Below are 17,048 nucleotides of genomic sequence, written 5' to 3' on the forward strand. Positions count from 1 at the left end.
ATCAATCGCACAGTGATCCCCTATGACGGGTAGCGTCCACTCAATGGACACCCCCACCGACGTCGTCGGTCGCGTCGGCGCGGTCCTGCGCGCGGTCTCGACCCACGAGCCGGGCGGCACCACGACCTCGGCCCTGGCCCGCGAGTGCGGGCTGGCCCGCCCGACCGTCCACCGCCTCCTCACCTCCCTGCTCGCCGAGGGCCTGGTCGACCGCGACCCGGCCACCGGTTGGTGGCAGCTGGGCCCCGAGCTGTTCTTCCTCGGCTCCGCCGCCGGGTCGCGCTACGACGTCACGGCGCTCGCCCAGCCCCACGTGCGCCGGCTGGCCGTCGCGACCGGCGAGAGTGCGTTCTTCTCCGCCCGGCGCGGCGACGAGACCATCTGCCTGCTCCGCGAGGACGGCAGCTTCCCGATCCGCTCGCACGTGCTGGTCGAAGGCATCCGCTTCCCTCTCGGTGTCGCCTCGGCCGGCCTGGCCGTCCTCGCCTTCCTCCCCGACGCCGAGATCGACGACTTCCTCGGGCGGGTCGACCTGACCGCGGCCCACGGCCAGGACCACGCACCCGACGCCGTACGCCGTCGCGTGGCCGGGACCCGCGCCAGCGGCTGGGCGCTCAACCCGGGCCTGATCGTCGAGGGCAGCTGGGGCATGGGCGCGGCGGTCTTCGACGCCGACGAGCGGCCCGCGTGGGCGCTCAGCCTGACCGGCATCGAGCGTCGCTTCGACGAGGCCCGCCGGCGCGAGCTGGGCAGCCTGCTGCTCCACGAGGCCCACGAGCTGTCCCGCTCCCTGCGGCGTCCCCGCCCGGCCTCAGGCTCCACGCCCTAGCATTCGGAGCGTGAGCGAGAAGCGGACGAGAGACTGGCCGAAGGTCCGCCTCCACGTCGTCACGGGCAAGGGCGGCACCGGCAAGTCGACCGTCGCGGCGGCGCTGGCGCTCGCCCTGGCCACCCGCGGCAAGAACGTGCTGCTGTGCGAGGTCGAGGGGCGTCAGGGCATCGCCCGGATGTTCGACGTCGATCCACTGCCCCCCGAGGAGCGACGCCTCACGACCGGCCTCCCCGCCGAGGACGGCACCCCCGGCGTCGTGCACGCGCTGCACATCGACCCCGAGTCGGCCCTCCTGGAGTACCTCTCCCTCTACTACAAGCTCGGCCGTGCCGGTCGCGCGCTCGACCGCTTCGGCGTCATCGAGTTCGCCACCACGATCGCGCCGGGTGTCCGCGACGTGCTGCTCACGGGCAAGCTCTTCGAGGCGGTGGAGCGCAACAGCCGCAACAAGGGCGCCATCCAGTACGACGCCGTCGTCCTGGACGCACCGCCGACGGGCCGGATCGTGCAGTTCCTCAACGTCAGCAACGAGCTCGCGGGCCTGGCGAAGGTCGGGCCGATCAAGTCGCAGTCCGACACGATGATGACGCTCTTCCGCTCGCCGCGCACCGCCGTGCACCTCGTGACCGTCCTGGAGGAGATGCCGGTGCAGGAGACCGCCGACGGGATCGCCGAGCTGCGCTCGGTGGACCTGCCGGTCGGTGGCGTGGTGGTCAACCTGATCCGCCCCCAGGACATGGCGGCCGACGACCTCGCCGACGCCCGCAGCGGCTCGATCGACCGCGAGCGGGTCACCGCCGACCTCACCAGGGCCGGAGTGCGCCACGACCCGGCACTCGTCGACGGTCTGCTCGTCGAGGCCCGCGACCACGCCGAGCGCCGAGCGCTCGAGGACTCCCAGCGTGAGCTGGTCGCCGACCTCGGCGTCCCGACGTACGAGCTGCCGCGGCTGCCGCAGGGCGTCGACCTCGGCGCCCTCTACGAGCTGGCCGCGAGCCTCCGAGAGCAGGGGATGGCATGACCAAGGCCCGCACCCGCGTCGGCCCCAGCGGCACGGCGAGCGCGCCCGGCGCCCGGGCGCTCGACGTCGACGCACTCATCGACGACCAGGCCACCCGGATCATCGTGTGCTGCGGATCCGGTGGCGTCGGCAAGACCACCACGTCGGCCGCCCTCGCCCTGCGCGCCGCCGAGCGCGGCCGCAAGGTCGTCGTGCTCACCATCGATCCCGCCCGGCGCCTGGCCCAGTCCATGGGGATCGAGGCCCTCGACAACACCCCCCGGCCGGTCTCCGACGTCGACCCGGCGGCCGGCGGCAAGCTGGACGCGATGATGCTCGACATGAAGCGCACCTTCGACGAGGTGGTCGAGAGCCAGGCCAGCCCCGAGAAGGCCAAGCAGATCCTCGAGAACCCCTTCTACATCGCGCTCTCCAGCTCGTTCGCGGGCACCCAGGAGTACATGGCGATGGAGAAGCTCGGCCAGATCCACGCCCAGTCCGGCCCGGAGGGTGGGGACGGCACCTACGACCTGATCGTCGTCGACACCCCTCCGTCGCGTTCCGCACTCGACTTCCTCGACGCCCCCGAGCGGCTGTCCAGCTTCCTCGACGGCCGCTTCATCCGGCTGATGCTGGCCCCGGCCCGCGGCCCGGCCAAGCTGATGACCGCCGGCTTCGGGATCATCACCAACGCCCTCACCAAGATCCTCGGCGGCCAGGTCCTCGGCGACCTCCAGACCTTCGTCGCCGCGCTCGACACGGTCTTCGGCGGCTTCCGCCAGCGCGCCCAGAAGACCTACGCGCTGCTCCAGCACGACGGCACGGCGTTCCTCGTCGTGGCCGCGCCGGAGCCGGACGCCCTGCGCGAGGCGGCCTACTTCGTCGAGCGTCTCAGCGAGGACCGGATGCCGCTCGCGGGACTGATCGTCAACCGGGCCAGCCCGGCCCCGTCGGGCGACCTCTCCGCCGACGAGTCGATGACCGCGGCCGAGCGCCTGCGCCGCGAGGACCCGTCCTCGCTCACCGCCGGCATGCTGCGGCTGCACGCCGACCAGATGCGCATGGTCGAGCGGGAGGCGAGGCTGCGGGAGCGGTTCGCGACCGCCCACCCCCAGGTGGCCACGGCCGTGGTCCCGGCGCTGGCCGGGGACGTGCACGACCTCGCCGGGCTGCGACGTGTCGGAGAGCTCCTCGCCGGCTCGTGACCGCCGTCACGCCCGGGCCGGGACGCAGAGCAACGCCTGAACCCTCCCTCCCGGACGGCTCAGGCGTTGCGGTGCGACGGGTTCAGACGGCAGCCGGTGCCGGCTGAGGCTGGGCGCCCTCACGGGCGGTCTCCAGCACGGTGCGCCACGATGCGGCAGGACGGCGACGGAGCAGGGCCCGGCGCTCGCGCTCGGTCATGCCTCCCCAGACGCCCCACTCGATCTGGTTGTCGAGTGCCTCAGCGAGGCACTCGGTGCGCACGGGACAACCCGCGCACAGCTGCTTGGCCTTGTTCTGCTCGGCTCCACGGACGAACAGCTGGTCCGGCTGTGCAGCCTTGCAAGCGGCGCGTGGCGCCCAGTCTTCAACCCACATGATGATGTCCCCACATCTTCCGAGATCAGGCTGCGTCCCCATGACGCCACCTCGGCCTATCCCACGTCCTTAAAGGTAAAGAACCCGCTCAGGATCGGTAAGCCTCGTTAGGCCCAACTTGTGTAGTCCGAAATGACTAGTCATTCGTGATGACCAGGCACCAGGGGTGGTGCGCGACGAATCCGGCGCGCTACGCGCGCTCACGTACCCTGAGGCCATGTCGAGGCCACGTTCCGAGCGTCCGTCCTTCCCCAAGGTGCTCTCGCACCTGGGGGTGATGGTGGCTGTCGCCGCCGTCCTGGGGGTCGTGGTGGCCGGCCTGGCGATCCCGTTCGCCGCGGTCGTCGGCGTGACGACCCGCAGCGTCGCCGACACGATGGACCAGCTGCCGACCGAGCTCGAGACCGACGCGCTGCCGCAGAAGACCCGCATCGTCGACGGCAAGGGCGAGACGATCGCGACGATCTTCGACCAGAACCGCGTCAACGTCTCGCTCGACCAGATCTCGCGCACGATGGTCAAGGCCATCGTCGCCATCGAGGACTACCGCTTCTACGAGCACGGCGCGCTCGACGTCAAGGGCACCGTGCGCGCCCTGCTGACCAACTCGGCCGCCAGCGGCGTCGTGCAGGGTGGCTCGTCGATCACCCAGCAGATGGTCAAGCTGACGCTGCTCCAGCAGGCCGACACCAAGAAGGAGCAGCGCGCGGCGGTCGACCAGACCTACGCCCGCAAGCTCAAGGAGCTCCGCTACGCCATCGCCGTCGAGCAGCGCTACAGCAAGGACTGGATCCTCGAGCGCTACCTCAACATCGCCTACTTCGGTGACGGCGCCTACGGCGTGCAGGCTGCCGCGCGTCACTACTTCGACGTCAACGCCAGCAAGCTCAACCTCAACCAGTCGGCGATCCTGGCCGGCCTGGTGCAGAACCCCACGGCGTTCGACCCGACCAACGCCCCCGACCGCACCCGCGAGCGTCGCGACATCGTGCTGGACCGCATGGCCCAGCTCAACGTCGTGACCGACGCCATGGCGGAGAAGACCAAGAAGCGGGGCCTCAAGCTCGACGTCACCGAGGTCAAGAACGGCTGCGTCTTCTCGCGGGCTCCCTTCTTCTGCGACTACGTCCTCAACTACCTGATGAAGGACCGCTCCCTGGGTCGCACCGAGGAGGAGCGCAAGAGCCTCATCTACTCCGGCGGGCTCACGATCCGCACGACCGTCGACCTGCGCTACCAGGACGCCGCAGACGAGTCGGTGCGCAGCAACGTCTTCAAGGACGACGAGGCGATCGGCGCCCTGGCGATGGTCGAGCCCCGCACGGGCGCGGTCAAGGCCATCGCGCAGTCCCGCCCGATGGGGGCCAAGAAGCGGCAGGGCGAGACCTACCTCAACTACGTCGTCCCGTCGCAGTACGGCGACTCCAACGGCTTCCAGGCGGGTTCGACGTTCAAGTCGTTCGTCCTCGCCTCCGCGATCCAACAGGGGATCCCGCTGTCCGAGACCATCTCGTCGCCCCCGCAGGTCTTCCTCGACCAGGGCGACTTCGAGGTCTGCGACGGTGAGTTCTACCAGTCGAGCGAGATCTGGGACCCGTCCAACTCCACCGACTCCGGCACCTTCGACCTCTACACGGGCACACGCCTGTCGGTGAACACCTTCTTCGCCCAGCTCGAGCAGATGACCGGCCTCTGCGAGCCCTACGAGCTCGCCAAGGCCATGGGGGTCCAGCTCACCGACCCTGCCACCGAGATGGTGCCGACGTTCACCCTCGGGGTCGCCGACGTGAGCCCGCTCGAGATGGCCGAGGCCTACGCGACGTTCGCCGGCCGCGGCCTGCACTGCGACTCGCGTCCGGTGACCGCGATCCTCGACTCCAACGGCAACACGCTCAAGGACTACCCCGCGCGCTGCACCCAGGTGATGCCGAGCTCGGTGGCCGACGCGGTCAACGACGTGCTCCGCGGGGTCCAGGAGCCGGGCGGTTTCGGCTACGGCGCCGGCATCAACACCGTCCAGCCCTCCGCGGGCAAGACCGGCACCATCCAGGAGAACCGCGCGGTGTGGTTCGCGGGCTACACCCCCAACCTGGCGACCGCCGCGATGATCGCCGGCGCCAACATCGAGGGTCAGCCGATCACGCTCAACGGCCAGACCATCGGCAACTCCTTCGTCTCCGCGGCCTTCGGCTCGACCCTCGCCGGCCCCATGTGGGGCGACGCGATGAAGGTCATCGAGCAGTACCTCGACGACGAGGACTTCGTCGCCCCCAGCGGCACCGACGTCCTCGGTGTCCTCACCGGCATCCCCGACCTCGGTGGCCAGGACGTCGACTCGGCCCGCGCGGCCCTGGAGGAGCTCGGCTTCACGGTGAGCCTGGGCGGCTCGGTCCCCTCCGGCTACGCCGAGGGCACGGTCGCCTACACCGGCCCGGGCGCCGGCGTGGAGCTCGCCAGCGGCGACACGGTCGTGGTCTACCCGTCGACCGGGCGTCCGCCGCGTCCGGACAACGGAGGCCGCGGAGGTCGGGGCAACAACGGCAACGGGAACGGCAACGGGAACGGCGGACGCCGCTGACCGGCTGACGGTCTGGCGCGGCGTCAGCCGAGCTGGCGGCGCACCTCCGCGGCGACGGCGCCGCCGTCGGCGCGGCCCTTCACCTGGGGCGTGACGAGGCCCATGACCTTGCCCATGGCCTTCATGCCCTCTCCTGCGGCACCCACCTGCTCGATCGCGGCGGTGACGATGCCGGCGACCTCCTCGTCGCTCAGCGCTGCGGGCAGGTAGTCGGCGAGCACCTCCGACTCGGCGCGCTCCTTGGCAGCCATCTCCTCGCGACCGCCGTCGGCGAACGCCGTGGCGGCCTCACGGCGCTTCTTGGCCTCCGAGGAGAGCACCCCGATGATGTCGTCGTCGGTCAGCTCACGCGCCTCCTTGCCGGCGACCTCCGCGTTGGTGATGGCGGTCAGGACCATCCGCAGGGTCGAGGAACGCACCTCGTCGCGCGACTTGATCGAGGCGGTGAGGTCTGTGCGCAGGCGGTCCTTGAGGGCACTCATGAGGCCATTGTGGCAGCCTTGCCGCGTGCCCAGCCTCCGGTTTCTCCCCCGACTGCTCGGCACCGGTGCGCTCGCGGCCTCCGGCCTCACGGCGTACGCCGTGTGGGAGGCGCGGGCCTACACCTTGCGGCGGGTGGAGGTCGCGGTCCTCCCGCGTGGCATGAAGCCCCTGCGGGTGCTGCACCTCAGCGACATCCACATGACCCCGGGCCAGACCCGCAAGCAGGAGTGGCTGCGCGACCTGGCCGACCTCGAGCCCGACCTGGTCGTCGACACCGGTGACAACCTGGCCCACCGTGACGCCGTGCCGGTCGTCAAGGACTCCCTGGGGTCGCTGCTCGACGTGCCTGGGGTCTTCGTCCACGGCTCCAACGACTACTTCGAGCCGAGCCTGCGCAACCCCCTGCGCTACCTGCTGCCCGACGACGGCAAGCGCCACACGGACGTGCCGCAGCTGCCCTGGCCCCTGCTGTCGCAGGCCTTCAGCGGCGCGGGGTGGCTGGACCTCACCAACCGCCGCGGCTCCCTGACGGTCGGCGAGACGACGCTGGCCCTCGCGGGCGTCGACGACCCCCACCTGGGCTACGACCGGCTCGACCAGGTCTCCGGCCCGGCCGACCCCGCCGCCGACCTGCGCCTCGGCGTCGCCCACGCCCCCTACCTCCGCGTGCTCGACCACTACGCCGCCGCCGGCTACGACGCGATCCTCGCCGGACACACCCACGGGGGGCAGGTCTGCCTGCCCGGCGGTCGGGCGCTCACCACCAACTGCGACCTCGAGCCCGCCCGCGCCCGCGGCCTGCACCGGCACCCAGCCGACTCCCGACCCGGCGACCCCGGCTCGGCCTGGATGCACGTCTCCGCAGGGCTCGGCACCAGCCCCTACGCACGGATCCGGGTGGCCTGCCGACCCGAGGCCTCGTTGCTCACCCTGCTGCCCGTCACCTGATGCGGGCCTGACCCGGCCCAGATTCGAGGCTCCGGTGGCCCTCGGGTATGCTCGACGACCGTGGGCTCCTCCCTCCACCGGGAGGGGCCCATGATCGGGCTGTGGCGCAGCTTGGTAGCGCGCCTCGTTCGGGACGAGGAGGCCGCAGGTTCAAATCCTGTCAGCCCGACAGACGGCGTCGAAGACGTCAGGAGCCCCGGACCCACCATGTGGGTCCGGGGCTCCTCTGCGTGTCGGGCAGAGCCCGACCAGCGACGTCAGCGCTCGGAGACGGCCTTCTTGAGCGCGGCGGCCGGCTTGAAGGCCGCTGCGGTCGACGCGGCGATCTCCATGCTCTCGCCGGTCTGCGGGTTGCGGCCGGTGCGCGCCGCGCGCTCGCGCGTCTCGAACGTGCCGAAGCCGGCCAGCGTCACCTTGTCGCCCGACGCCAGGGCGCCGGTGATGGCGTCCAGGACGGCGGAGAGGGCGCGGTCGGCCTGACCGACATCGAGGCCGGCCTTGTCGGCGACGGCTTCCTTGAGCTCGTTGCGGTTCAATGTAATGCCTTTCATCGTGAGATCGATTCTCGTTTGCAACGCTAGCGCACAGCGCCCTGGCACGGCGAACAGGTGCCGAACAGCTCCAGGGTGTGGCTCGCGTCCTCGTAGCCGTGCTCGAGCGCGACCGCCGTCGCCCACCGCTCCACCGCAGGTCCTTCGATCTCCACCGTGCGACCGCACTCGCGGCACACGAGGTGATGGTGGTGGTGGGTGCTGCAGCGGCGATAGACGGCCTCGCCGGCGTCCGTCTTCAGGACGTCGACCTCTCCCTCCTCGACCAGTGACTGCAGCGCGCGGTAGACCGTCGCCAGCCCGACCCGCTCGCCTTCCCGACGCAGCGCGTCGTGGATGTCCTGGGCACTGCGGAAGTCGTCGGCCGAGTCGAGGACCTGACGCACGGCCAGACGCTGTCGCGTCGGCCGCACGCCGGTGGTCTCGCTCATGCACGCCAACCTACCGTCGTCACCCACGGCGCCCCGAGGCCCGTCCCGGACCTACCAGGACGCCTTGCGGACGCCGGGCAGCTCACCGCGGTGCGCCATCATGCGGAAGGTGATGCGCGAGACCCCGGCCTTGCGCAGGAAGCCCCGCGGCCGTCCGTCCACCTGGTCCCGGTTGCGCACGCGCACCGGGGAGGCGTCACGCGGCAGCCGGGAGAGCGCCCGCACCGCGGCGGCCTGCTCCGGCGACCCCGGCCCGGCTGCCAGGACGGCGGTGCGCAGCAGCGCCCGCCGCTCGGCGTACCTCTCGACCGTGGCACGTCGACGCCGCTCCGCCGCGATCTTGGCCTGCGAGGCCATCAGCGCTCCTCGCGGAACAGCACGTGACGACGCACGCGCGGGTCGTACTTGCTGAGCTCGAGCCGCTCGGGGTCGTTGCGCCGGTTCTTGCGCGTCACGTAGGTGTGCCCGGTGCCGGCGGTGGAGCGGAGCTTGACCACCGGGCGCAGGTCGTTGCCGCGCCGGGCCATCAGCGCACCTCCCCGCGCCGACGCAGGTCGGCCACGACGGCCTCGATGCCACGCACGTCGATCTCCTTGATGCCGCGAGCACTCACGCGCAGGGTCACGCGGCGCCCGAGGCTCGGCACCCAGTAGCGCTTGCGCTGGACGTTGACGTCGAACCTCCGGTTCGTGCGGCGGTGCGAGTGCGAGACCCGGTGTCCGAATCCGGGGCCGGCGTCTCGGACCTGACAGCGACGTGACATGACCACTCCTTCGATGGCAGTATTGATAATGATTCTCATTCTACAGGAAGGAAAGCAGGCGTGCAGACCGACATTCACCCCGCCTACTCCCCGGTGGTCTTCCGCGACCGCTCCGCGGGCTGGCAGATCCTCACCCGCTCGACCCTCACCAGCGACGAGACCGTCGAGCACGAGGGGCGGAGCTACCCCGTCGTCGACGTCGACGTCTCGGTCGCCAGCCACCCGTTCTGGACCGGTCGCGGCCGGGTCCTCGACAGCGAGGGCCGCGTTGAGCGGTTCGAGCGACGCTTCGGAGGCGCCCGATGAGGACCCCCGTCGTCCTGCTCACGGGCGTCGACACCCCCACCCTCGAGGCGGCGATGGTGAGCATGCTCTTCGACCTGCCGCAGGCCGTGGCCGTGCGACACCGCATCGACGTCGAGGCCCAGGTCCTGCACCGCTCGGTGAGCGACCTGAGCGGCGTCGTCGAGCGCGAGGAGATCGAGCTCGAGCACGCCTGCGTGAGCTGTGCCTTGCGCGAGGACATCATCCCCACCCTCGAACGGGTCGCCCGCGACGGCCGCTGGGCGACCGTGCTGGCCGCGCTGCCCACCGGCGCGGAGGCCGGGCAGGTCTGCAACGTCCTGTCCTGGGACACCCGGCTGGCCCGGCACCTGCGGGTCGCGACGGTCGTGACCGCCCTCGACGGCAGCGACATCGTGGAGGACCTCGTCGGCGACGCGCTCCTCGCCGAGCGTGGCCAGCACACCTCGCACGACGACCATCGCGGCGTCGGCGAGGTGGCCGCCGCCATGGTCGAGTACGCCGACCTGGTGGTCCTCAGCGGTGGCGCCACGGCGGCCGGGCTCGATCTCGTGCGCACGCTGGCTCGTCCCGACGCCCTCGTGCACCACGGGCTCGAGGCGGTCGACGGCTCCGCCCTGTGCTCCGACCTGCACCGCCACGGCGAGACCCTGGCCTGGTCGTCACCCGTCCGGAGGGACGCGGTCCCCCACGTCGACTCGCCCCTGGTGTGGGCCCAGAGCCTCACCTCCCGTCGCCCGTTCCACCCCGGCCGGTTGCTCGACCGGCTCGAGGAGCTCGGTGGCGGCCGGCACCGCTCCCGCGGCTGCTTCTGGCTGCCCACGCGACCCGGCCGAGCCCTGGTGTGGGACGGCGCCGGAGGCCAGCTCAGCATCGGCCACGGCGAGCCCTGGGGTCGTCGTACGCCCCACACCCGGATCGACCTCGCCGGCGTCGGCGTGGCACCGAGCCACCTGCAGCACTCCTTCGACGACCTGCTCCTGGCCCGTTCCGACGCCCCTGTCGGCGCGGGCACCTGGGACGTCGCCGAGGACGGCTTCGAGCCCTGGCTCGGACCGATCCGCGTCGTCGCCTGACCTGCCCTACCCACCCCACCGAGAGGAAGACCATGGCCGTCCCGCAGTGCAGGACCTCACGCAGCAACACCCGACACCGGCGAGCCCGGTGGAGGGCGAGCGCGCCCCACCTGGTGACCGTCGCCGTCGACGGCGCGCAGCACCGTGTGCCCCGTCGCCTCGTGCAGGCCGTCCGCCGCGGCCTCGTCGACCCGGCGACCGGCGCGGCACCACGAGGTGGGCGATGAAGGTCCGCAACTCGCTGCGATCGCTCAAGCAGCAACCCGGGTCACAGGTCGTGCGCCGCCGGGGTCGGGTCTTCGTCATCAACAAGCGCAACCCGAGGCTCAAGGCTCGGCAGGGCTGACCAGGTGAGGGGGGTCACTGCTCGTGGCACACTGACGTCATGGGAGACGAGGACAAGCGCACCGAGCCGAGCCTGGAGCTGCCGAAGCTCTTCGGCCGCAAGAAGACCCGGCCGACCGCCTCCCCCGAGGCCACCGCCCCCGACGACGACACCCAGGTGATCGAGCCGACCGAGGACACCCGGGTGATCGAGCCGGTCGAGGCACCGGTCGAGGCGCCGGTCGAGGCATCGGTCGAGACGCCGGCGGAGACGCCCGTCGAGGTGCGACCCGAGCGTCAGACCGTCCCGGCCATGGCCGAGGACGACCGGCCGCTCTTCGTCGACGAGGCCCCCGCGCGCCCAGCGAAGCAGCCCAAGCCTCCCAAGCCTCCCAAGGCGCCGAAGGCGGCCAAGGCGCCGAAGGCGGCCAAGGCGCCCGCACCCGCCCAGGCGCCCCGACCTCCGGCTGAGGACCGCGAGCCGATCGTCACCGGTCGGGTCGCGGCCGCCCTCACCGGGCTGCTCGTCGGCGCCGCGATGGTCGCCGCCACCGCCGGCTCCCTGAAGGCCTGCGAGGCCGTGCAGGGCACGGCGTCGTGCGGGGCCGCCGGCTTCCCGATCCTGCTGGCGATCGTGGTCGCCGCGGTCGTCATCGGCTCAGCCCTGCTGCGCGCCTTCCGGGTCCCCGACGCCGGCAGCACCAGCTTTCTGGCGGTCGGCTCGCTGGCCGTGATCGCCCTGCTCGTCTTCATCGACGTGCTCGACCGCTGGTGGATGATCATCGTGATCCCGCTGGTCGGGGTCGCGACCTACCTGCTGTCCCACTGGGTCACCACGACGTTCATCGACGCGCCCGAGGACTGACCCTGCGCCGAGTCGGCGCAGTGTTGCAGCACCGGGCGCGAGTCGGCCCACTTCCCACGACGACACGCCACCCACCACGGGGTCTGCGCCGTGGGGAGTGGCGGTTCGTCTGCGTCCCTTGATGAAGCGGCGTGCGGGCTCGCGGACCTCAGCGAGCGGCGAGCAGCTCGGCGATCTGCACGGTGTTGAGCGCGGCACCCTTGCGCAGGTTGTCGTTGGAGATGAACAGCGCGAGGCCGCGATCGCCGTCGACGCCCGGGTCCTGCCGGATCCGACCGACGTACGACGCGTCCTTGCCCGCCGCCTGCAGCGGCGTGGGGATGTCGGACAGCTCGACACCGGGAGCGGCGGCGAGCAGCTCGCGAGCCCGCTCGACGGTCATGGCCGAGGCGAACTCGGCGTTGATCGCCAGCGAGTGGCCCGTGAAGACCGGCACCCGCACGCAGATGCCCGAGACCCGCAGGTCGGGGATGCCGAGGATCTTGCGCGACTCGTTGCGCAGCTTCTGCTCCTCGTCGGTCTCGAACAGGCCGTCGTCGACGATCGAGCCGGCCATGGGGAGCACGTTGTAGGCGATCGTCCGCTCGTACTTCACGGGCTCGGGGAAGCTCACGGCCTCGCCGTCGTAGGCCAGCTCGCGGGCCTTGTCACCCACGGCGCCGACCTGGGAGGCGAGCTCCTCGACGCCGGCGACACCCGAGCCGGAGACGGCCTGGTAGGTCGAAGCGATGAGCCGCACCAGGCCGGCCTCCTCGTGCAGCGGCTTGAGGACGGGCATCGCTGCCATCGTCGTGCAGTTGGGGTTGGCGATGATCCGCTTGCCACCCTCACCCAGGGCGAGCTCGATCGCCTCAGGGTTGACCTCGGAGACCACGAGCGGGATGGCGGGGTCCATGCGGAACGCCGACGAGTTGTCGATGACCGTCACGCCGGCGGCGGCGAAGACCGGAGCCAGCGCGCGCGACGTCGTGGCGCCCGCGGAGAAGAGCGCGATGTCGAGGCCGGCGGGGTCGGCGGTGGACGCGTCCTCGACGATCACCTCCCGCCCGGCGTAGGGCAGCACGGTCCCGGCGGAGCGGGCCGAGGCGAAGAAACGGATCTCGTCGACCGGGAAGCCCCGCTCCTCGAGGATCTGGCGCATGGCGACGCCGACCTGGCCGGTCGCGCCGACGATGCCGATGCGCACGCTCATCGGCCGGTCCCGCCGTAGACGACCGCCTCGACCTCGAGGTTGTCGAGCTCGAAGGCGGTGTGGGTGGACCGCACGGCCTCGTCGACCTGGGCCTCGCTGACGACGACCGAGATGCGGATCTCCGAGGTGGAGATCATCTCGATGTTGACGCCGGCAGCGGCCAGGGCCGCGAAGAACTTGGCCGTGATGCCCGGGTGCGAGCGCATGCCGGCACCGATCAGCGAGACCTTGCCGATCTGGTCGTCGTAGAGGAGCTTCTCGTAGCCGACCTCGTCCTGGATCCGGGCGAGCCCGGCCATGGCGGTCTGCCCGTCGGTGCGCGGGAGGGTGAAGGAGATGTCCGTCAGTCCGGTCGCGGCCGCCGACACGTTCTGCACGACCATGTCGATGTTGACCTCGGTCGCCGCCAGCGCCTCGAAGATGCGCGCGGCCTCGCCGACCTTGTCGGGCACGCCGACGACGGTGATCTTGGCCTCGCTGCGGTCGTGGGCGACGCCCGCGATGATCGCCTGTTCCATGTCTTCTCCTGCGACTGTCTCGGGGATGACCCAGGTGCCTTCCTTCTGCGAGAAGGACGAGCGCACGTGGACCGGCATGTTGTAGCGGCGGGCGTACTCGACGCACCGCAGGTGGAGGATCTTGGCGCCCGAGGCAGCCATCTCGAGCATGACCTCGGTGGAGACCTTGTCGAGCTTGCGCGCCGTGCTGACGATGCGCGGGTCTGCGGTGAAGACGCCGTCGACGTCGCTGTAGATCTCGCACACGTCGGCGCCCAGCGCTGCGGCGAGCGCGACGGCGGTCGTGTCGGAGGCGCCGCGACCGAGGGTCGTGACGTCCTTGGTGTCCTGGGAGACGCCCTGGAAGCCGGCGACGATCGCGATGGCACCGTCCTTGATGGCGGCCTCGATGCGTCCCGGGGTGATGTCGATGATCTTGGCGCGACCGTGGGCGGAGTCGGTGATGACGCCCGCCTGCGAGCCGGTGAAGGACTGCGCCTTGTGCCCGAGCTGCGCGATCGCCATGGCCACCAGGGCCATGGAGATGCGCTCGCCGGCGGTCAGCAGCATGTCGAGCTCGCGCGGCGGCGGCAGCGGCGTCACCTGCTCGGCGAGGTCGCGCAGCTCGTCGGTCGTGTCGCCCATCGCGGACACCACGACGACCACGTCGTTGCCCGCCTTACGGGTGTTGACGATGCGTTGCGCCACTCGCTTGATGCCAGCGGCATCAGCGACCGAAGAGCCGCCGTACTTCTGCACGACAATGCCCACGTCAGCTCACTCCTGAGGTCGGGGAAGGACCCTCAGAGTCTAACGACTCCCCCGCTCAGACCGGGCCGCCGTCCAAGACGGCCTCGGCGGCCACGATCTGCTCGATCTCGGCGTCGTTGTCGACGTCGAGCCGGTCGTGCGACACCACCGAGAGCAGCGCGTTGAGCGCTGCTCCGGCGAGGTTGCCCCAGGACGCGACATAGGAGAACTGCCACCACCACAGCGCCTCGGTCACGTCGCCGAGGCGGAAGTGGCGCAGGCCGTTCTCGAGGTCGGTGGCGATCGCGGTCAGGTCGTCGGAGAGCTGGCTCTCGACCACGTCGGGGACGTAGGGGTCGAAGACGAAGCTGTAGGTGTCGACGTTGCCGAGCAGGACCGCCAGCCGCAGGCGCATCTCGTCGAGGTCGGCCTCCGGGCCCACGTCGGGCTGGTAGTCGGCGGTCGGCGTGAAGTCGCGCTGCGCCCCGAGCCGGGCACCGGCGAGCAGCACCTGGCTGATCTCCAGGAGGAGCAACGAGATCGCCTGGCCCGAGGTCGCCTCGCGGCTGATGGCGCGCAGCGCGATGAGGAAGCTCTCGACGCTGTCGGCGATCTCCTGCGCGAAGTCCTGGGTCTCGGTGTCGATCTGTGGTGCGCTCATTCGGCTGCTCGTCTCCCTGCGAAGGCTCTTCCCAAGGTGACCTCGTCGGCGTACTCGAGGTCACCACCCACCGGCAGTCCACTCGCCAAGCGGGTGACTTGCAACCCCATGGGCCGCAGCAGGCGCGTGAGATAGGTCGCGGTGGCCTCTCCCTCGAGGTTGGGGTCGGTCGCCAGCACGACCTCGAGGACGACACCGTCGTTGAGGCGCGGCATCAGCTCCTTGATGCGCAGCTGGTCGGGACCGATCCCGTCGATCGGCGAGATCGCCCCGCCGAGCACGTGGTAGCGCCCCCGGAACTCGCGGGTGCGCTCGATGGCCACGACGTCCTTGTACTCCTCGACGACGCACAGGACGGCCGGGTCGCGGCGAGGATCACGGCAGATCCGGCACTGCTCGTCCTCGGAGACGTTGAAGCAGACCGAGCAGAACTTGACCTTGGCCTTGACCTCCATGAGGACGTCGGCCAACCGGCGTACGTCGGCGGGCTCGGCCTGCAGCAGGTGGAACGCGATGCGCTGGGCACTCTTGGGACCGACCCCCGGCAGGCGGCCGAGCTCGTCGATCAGGTCCTGGACGACACCTTCGTACAAGGTCGGCTCAGAACCCCAGCTGACCGGTCGACGGCATGCCCGGCAGGCCGCCACCCCCGGCCAGCGGTCCGAGGGCCTCGCCGGCGAGCGCGTCGGCCTGCGACTTGGCGTCGCGGTAGGCGGCCACGATCATGTCGCCGAGGTCGGCCAGGTCGTCGGCGTCGGTGCCGTCGAAGCCACCGGCCTTGATCTCGACCGCGATCAGGTCACCCACGCCGCTGACCTTGACCGTCACGGCGCCACCGGCGACGGTCCCGTCCAGGACGGTGTCGGTCAGCCGCTCCTGGGCGGCCTGCAGCTGCTCCTGCATCTGCTGGGCCTGCTGCAGCAGGGCGTTCATGTCGAAGCCGCCGCCGCCCAGGGCGTCGAAGGGGTTCTGGGTCATGGTGCGGTCACCTCGTGGTTGTGGACGGTTGGGACGAGTCGGTGGGACAACGCGCGGGAGGGCCTCAAGAGTGCCGGATCTCCTCGATGATCTGAGCACCCAGCTCACGTGCGAGGAGCTCGGCCCCGCCGAGCTCCTCGGAGTCGGCATCGAGGTCGTCGGGGTGCGCGTCCGCGTCGGCCGCTGCGAGGTCGGCGCCGCGGGCGGCGTCCTCGCCCGCGGGGCGGGTCGTCTGGATCGCGTCGCGGGCCGAGCGCACGGCCTCCGGACCGGGCTTGGCCTCGGGCTCCGACCCGTCGCTCATCCAGGCCGGCGGCGCCTCCGGCGCAGGTCGCTCGTCGACCGCGACCGGCGGCTCGGGCCGGAGCGGCTCGGGCTGCGGCGGCTCGGCGGCGGGTGGCGGTGGCACGTCGGCCGAGGCGCCCGGGTCGACGATCGTCTCGACCTTCCAGTCGGCCCCCACGACGTCGATGGCCGACTGCCGCACGATCTCGGAGCTGCCGCCGTTGTCGAAGGAGTCGCGGGCGCCCGCGTTGGAGAAGCCCAGCGTCAGCGTCGTGGCGTCGACGGCGACCACCTGCGCGTGCTGGGTGAGGTGGATCCAGGTCACCCGACGGCGCTGCTTGGTCGCCTCGACGATGTCGGGCCACAGGCGTCGTACGTCGACGAGCGAGAGGGTGCTCGACCCGGCGACCGCAGGAGCAGGGGCGGGCGTAGGGGCGGGCGCAGGCGCTGCGGCCGGCTCGGGGGCGGGCACCGGCTCGGGCTCGCGCTCCGGCTCCACGACGACCGGCGCGGGCTGCGCGGTCGGCACGGGCGGCGCGGGCGGGGGCTGCGGGGTGACGACCTCGTGCTCCACGACCGGGGCCACGGGCACCGCGACCGGAGGCTCCGGCTCGTGCGGCGCGGGCCGCACCTGGGCCGGCCGGTCCTGGCCGGGGGTGAGCGCGGGCGACGCCTCGGCAGCGGGAGCGCCGCCGCTGATGGCGGCTCGCCGCTCGAGGCGGTCGAGGCGGGCCAGGACGCCGTCGGTGGAGTGGTCGGCCCCGGGCAGCAGCACCCGGGCACAGATCAGCTCGAGCAGCAGTCGGGGCGCGGTGGCGCCGCGCATCTCGGTGAGACCGGTCGCCACGAGGTCGGCCGCGCGGGTCAGCTCGGCCGCGCCGAAGCGGGCGGCCTGGGCGACCAGTCGCTCGCCCTGGTCCTCGGAGACGTCGATCAGGCCCGTGGCGGGC

At 71.6% G+C, this 17,048-nt stretch carries 22 protein-coding genes, 1 tRNA gene and 1 pseudogene; 11 read left to right on the forward strand and 13 right to left on the reverse strand.

What is annotated here, in order from left to right; genetic code table 11:
• Window positions 1-43: 43 nt before the first annotated feature.
• The 3 genes from AAG827_RS13420 to AAG827_RS13430 are packed head-to-tail and all read left to right on the forward strand — an operon-like array spanning window position 44 to window position 3,037.
• Window positions 44-829, forward strand: a complete 786-nt coding sequence (locus tag AAG827_RS13420; protein ID WP_341926553.1) for an IclR family transcriptional regulator — start codon at window positions 44-46, stop codon at window positions 827-829.
• Window positions 830-839: 10 nt separating this feature from the next.
• The gene (locus AAG827_RS13425; RefSeq protein WP_341926554.1) at window positions 840-1,853 is read left to right on the forward strand and encodes an ArsA-related P-loop ATPase; all 1,014 of its coding nucleotides are present in this window, start codon (window positions 840-842) and stop codon (window positions 1,851-1,853) included.
• Complete coding sequence (locus AAG827_RS13430; RefSeq protein WP_341926555.1) at window positions 1,850-3,037, forward strand: ArsA family ATPase; 1,188 nt, start codon at window positions 1,850-1,852, stop codon at window positions 3,035-3,037. Before AAG827_RS13425 ends, AAG827_RS13430 begins: the two co-directional genes overlap by 4 nt.
• A gap of 82 nt (window positions 3,038-3,119) precedes the next feature.
• Here AAG827_RS13430 and AAG827_RS13435 read toward each other — a convergent pair whose 3' ends face one another.
• Window positions 3,120-3,416 (reverse strand): WhiB family transcriptional regulator, encoded by a 297-nt coding sequence (locus AAG827_RS13435; RefSeq protein ID WP_341926579.1) that lies wholly within the window; start codon window positions 3,414-3,416, stop codon window positions 3,120-3,122.
• Window positions 3,417-3,630: 214 nt separating this feature from the next.
• Between AAG827_RS13435 and AAG827_RS13440 the strand changes: the two genes are divergently transcribed.
• The gene (locus AAG827_RS13440; protein WP_341926556.1) at window positions 3,631-5,991 is read left to right on the forward strand and encodes a transglycosylase domain-containing protein; all 2,361 of its coding nucleotides are present in this window, start codon (window positions 3,631-3,633) and stop codon (window positions 5,989-5,991) included.
• A 23-nt stretch (window positions 5,992-6,014) separates the two neighbouring features.
• Here the strand turns inward: AAG827_RS13440 and AAG827_RS13445 are convergent, their stop codons facing one another.
• The gene (locus AAG827_RS13445; protein WP_341926557.1) at window positions 6,015-6,473 is read right to left on the reverse strand and encodes a GatB/YqeY domain-containing protein; all 459 of its coding nucleotides are present in this window, start codon (window positions 6,471-6,473) and stop codon (window positions 6,015-6,017) included.
• A 25-nt stretch (window positions 6,474-6,498) separates the two neighbouring features.
• Between AAG827_RS13445 and AAG827_RS13450 the strand changes: the two genes are divergently transcribed.
• A complete protein-coding gene (locus tag AAG827_RS13450) occupies window positions 6,499-7,422 on the forward strand; it encodes a metallophosphoesterase (protein ID WP_341926558.1) in 924 nt (307 codons plus the stop codon).
• A 95-nt stretch (window positions 7,423-7,517) separates the two neighbouring features.
• Window positions 7,518-7,591 (forward strand) — tRNA-Pro (locus AAG827_RS13455).
• Window positions 7,592-7,679: 88 nt separating this feature from the next.
• On the opposite strand, the gene AAG827_RS13460 is transcribed toward AAG827_RS13455, so the two are convergent.
• Genes AAG827_RS13460 through rpmB form a run of 5 tightly spaced genes read right to left on the reverse strand, consistent with a single transcriptional unit; the run spans window position 7,680 to window position 9,167 of the window.
• Window positions 7,680-7,958, reverse strand: a complete 279-nt coding sequence (locus tag AAG827_RS13460; protein ID WP_309649736.1) for an HU family DNA-binding protein — start codon at window positions 7,956-7,958, stop codon at window positions 7,680-7,682.
• Between the two features lie 41 nt (window positions 7,959-7,999).
• The gene (locus tag AAG827_RS13465; protein WP_341926559.1) at window positions 8,000-8,404 is read right to left on the reverse strand and encodes a Fur family transcriptional regulator; all 405 of its coding nucleotides are present in this window, start codon (window positions 8,402-8,404) and stop codon (window positions 8,000-8,002) included.
• Window positions 8,405-8,455: 51 nt separating this feature from the next.
• Window positions 8,456-8,761, reverse strand: coding sequence for a 30S ribosomal protein S14 (rpsN, locus tag AAG827_RS13470; protein ID WP_341926560.1), 306 nt, complete (start codon window positions 8,759-8,761; stop codon window positions 8,456-8,458).
• Window positions 8,761-8,931 (reverse strand): 50S ribosomal protein L33, encoded by a 171-nt coding sequence (gene rpmG, locus AAG827_RS13475; protein ID WP_341926561.1) that lies wholly within the window; start codon window positions 8,929-8,931, stop codon window positions 8,761-8,763. Before rpmG ends, rpsN begins: the two co-directional genes overlap by 1 nt.
• The gene (gene rpmB, locus AAG827_RS13480) at window positions 8,931-9,167 is read right to left on the reverse strand and encodes a 50S ribosomal protein L28 (RefSeq protein WP_341926563.1); all 237 of its coding nucleotides are present in this window, start codon (window positions 9,165-9,167) and stop codon (window positions 8,931-8,933) included. Before rpmB ends, rpmG begins: the two co-directional genes overlap by 1 nt.
• Before the next feature lie 60 nt (window positions 9,168-9,227).
• Between rpmB and AAG827_RS13485 the strand changes: the two genes are divergently transcribed.
• From AAG827_RS13485 to AAG827_RS13505, 5 genes are read left to right on the forward strand one after another with little or no spacing between them, the layout of a single operon-like run.
• Window positions 9,228-9,473, forward strand: coding sequence for a type B 50S ribosomal protein L31 (locus AAG827_RS13485; protein ID WP_341926564.1), 246 nt, complete (start codon window positions 9,228-9,230; stop codon window positions 9,471-9,473).
• The gene (locus AAG827_RS13490) at window positions 9,470-10,546 is read left to right on the forward strand and encodes a GTP-binding protein (protein ID WP_341926566.1); all 1,077 of its coding nucleotides are present in this window, start codon (window positions 9,470-9,472) and stop codon (window positions 10,544-10,546) included. Before AAG827_RS13485 ends, AAG827_RS13490 begins: the two co-directional genes overlap by 4 nt.
• Window positions 10,547-10,578: 32 nt before the next feature.
• A complete protein-coding gene (gene rpmF, locus AAG827_RS13495) occupies window positions 10,579-10,773 on the forward strand; it encodes a 50S ribosomal protein L32 (protein ID WP_341926567.1) in 195 nt (64 codons plus the stop codon).
• Window positions 10,770-10,892 carry a type B 50S ribosomal protein L36 gene (gene ykgO, locus AAG827_RS13500; protein WP_341926569.1) on the forward strand — a complete coding sequence of 41 codons (123 nt, stop codon included), beginning with the start codon at window positions 10,770-10,772 and terminating at the stop codon, window positions 10,890-10,892. The genes rpmF and ykgO overlap by 4 nt, the downstream gene beginning before the upstream one ends.
• 39 nt (window positions 10,893-10,931) lie before the next feature.
• Entirely contained in the window at window positions 10,932-11,735 is an 804-nt protein-coding gene (locus tag AAG827_RS13505; protein WP_341926571.1) for a hypothetical protein, read from the forward strand.
• Between the two features lie 148 nt (window positions 11,736-11,883).
• On the opposite strand, the gene AAG827_RS13510 is transcribed toward AAG827_RS13505, so the two are convergent.
• The 6 genes and pseudogenes from AAG827_RS13510 to AAG827_RS13535 all read right to left on the reverse strand — a co-directional run.
• On the reverse strand, window positions 11,884-12,927 hold the full coding sequence (locus AAG827_RS13510) for an aspartate-semialdehyde dehydrogenase (RefSeq protein ID WP_341926572.1): 1,044 nt from the start codon (window positions 12,925-12,927) through the stop codon (window positions 11,884-11,886).
• Window positions 12,924-14,195 carry an aspartate kinase gene (locus AAG827_RS13515; protein ID WP_341926574.1) on the reverse strand — a complete coding sequence of 424 codons (1,272 nt, stop codon included), beginning with the start codon at window positions 14,193-14,195 and terminating at the stop codon, window positions 12,924-12,926. Before AAG827_RS13515 ends, AAG827_RS13510 begins: the two co-directional genes overlap by 4 nt.
• Window positions 14,196-14,250: 55 nt before the next feature.
• Window positions 14,251-14,835 (reverse strand): DUF5063 domain-containing protein, encoded by a 585-nt coding sequence (locus tag AAG827_RS13520; protein ID WP_341926576.1) that lies wholly within the window; start codon window positions 14,833-14,835, stop codon window positions 14,251-14,253.
• Window positions 14,832-15,428 carry a recombination mediator RecR gene (recR, locus tag AAG827_RS13525; RefSeq protein WP_309649742.1) on the reverse strand — a complete coding sequence of 199 codons (597 nt, stop codon included), beginning with the start codon at window positions 15,426-15,428 and terminating at the stop codon, window positions 14,832-14,834. Before recR ends, AAG827_RS13520 begins: the two co-directional genes overlap by 4 nt.
• A gap of 7 nt (window positions 15,429-15,435) precedes the next feature.
• Window positions 15,436-15,813: a YbaB/EbfC family nucleoid-associated protein gene (locus tag AAG827_RS13530; protein WP_341926577.1), complete on the reverse strand. Its 378-nt coding sequence runs from the start codon at window positions 15,811-15,813 to the stop codon at window positions 15,436-15,438.
• Between the two features lie 64 nt (window positions 15,814-15,877).
• Window positions 15,878-17,048 (reverse strand): annotated as a pseudogene (locus AAG827_RS13535) (DNA polymerase III subunit gamma/tau); the annotation flags it as partial.

Source organism: Nocardioides psychrotolerans (assembly GCF_943371775.1).
GTDB lineage: Bacteria > Actinomycetota > Actinomycetes > Propionibacteriales > Nocardioidaceae > Nocardioides > Nocardioides psychrotolerans_A.

Coding starts and splice junctions, on each gene's coding strand:
- AAG827_RS13420 (WP_341926553.1), top strand. CDS start 44: ATGGACACCCCCACCGACGTCGTCGGTCGCGTCGGCGCGGTCCTGCGC.
- AAG827_RS13430 (WP_341926555.1), top strand. CDS start 1,850: ATGACCAAGGCCCGCACCCGCGTCGGCCCCAGCGGCACGGCGAGCGCG.
- AAG827_RS13440 (WP_341926556.1), top strand. CDS start 3,631: ATGTCGAGGCCACGTTCCGAGCGTCCGTCCTTCCCCAAGGTGCTCTCG.
- AAG827_RS13445 (WP_341926557.1), bottom strand. CDS start 6,473: ATGAGTGCCCTCAAGGACCGCCTGCGCACAGACCTCACCGCCTCGATC.
- AAG827_RS13465 (WP_341926559.1), bottom strand. CDS start 8,404: ATGAGCGAGACCACCGGCGTGCGGCCGACGCGACAGCGTCTGGCCGTG.
- rpsN (WP_341926560.1), bottom strand. CDS start 8,761: ATGGCCTCGCAGGCCAAGATCGCGGCGGAGCGGCGTCGACGTGCCACG.
- rpmG (WP_341926561.1), bottom strand. CDS start 8,931: ATGGCCCGGCGCGGCAACGACCTGCGCCCGGTGGTCAAGCTCCGCTCC.
- rpmB (WP_341926563.1), bottom strand. CDS start 9,167: ATGTCACGTCGCTGTCAGGTCCGAGACGCCGGCCCCGGATTCGGACAC.
- AAG827_RS13490 (WP_341926566.1), top strand. CDS start 9,470: ATGAGGACCCCCGTCGTCCTGCTCACGGGCGTCGACACCCCCACCCTC.
- rpmF (WP_341926567.1), top strand. CDS start 10,579: ATGGCCGTCCCGCAGTGCAGGACCTCACGCAGCAACACCCGACACCGG.
- ykgO (WP_341926569.1), top strand. CDS start 10,770: ATGAAGGTCCGCAACTCGCTGCGATCGCTCAAGCAGCAACCCGGGTCA.
- AAG827_RS13505 (WP_341926571.1), top strand. CDS start 10,932: ATGGGAGACGAGGACAAGCGCACCGAGCCGAGCCTGGAGCTGCCGAAG.
- AAG827_RS13510 (WP_341926572.1), bottom strand. CDS start 12,927: ATGAGCGTGCGCATCGGCATCGTCGGCGCGACCGGCCAGGTCGGCGTC.
- AAG827_RS13520 (WP_341926576.1), bottom strand. CDS start 14,835: ATGAGCGCACCACAGATCGACACCGAGACCCAGGACTTCGCGCAGGAG.
- AAG827_RS13530 (WP_341926577.1), bottom strand. CDS start 15,813: ATGACCCAGAACCCCTTCGACGCCCTGGGCGGCGGCGGCTTCGACATG.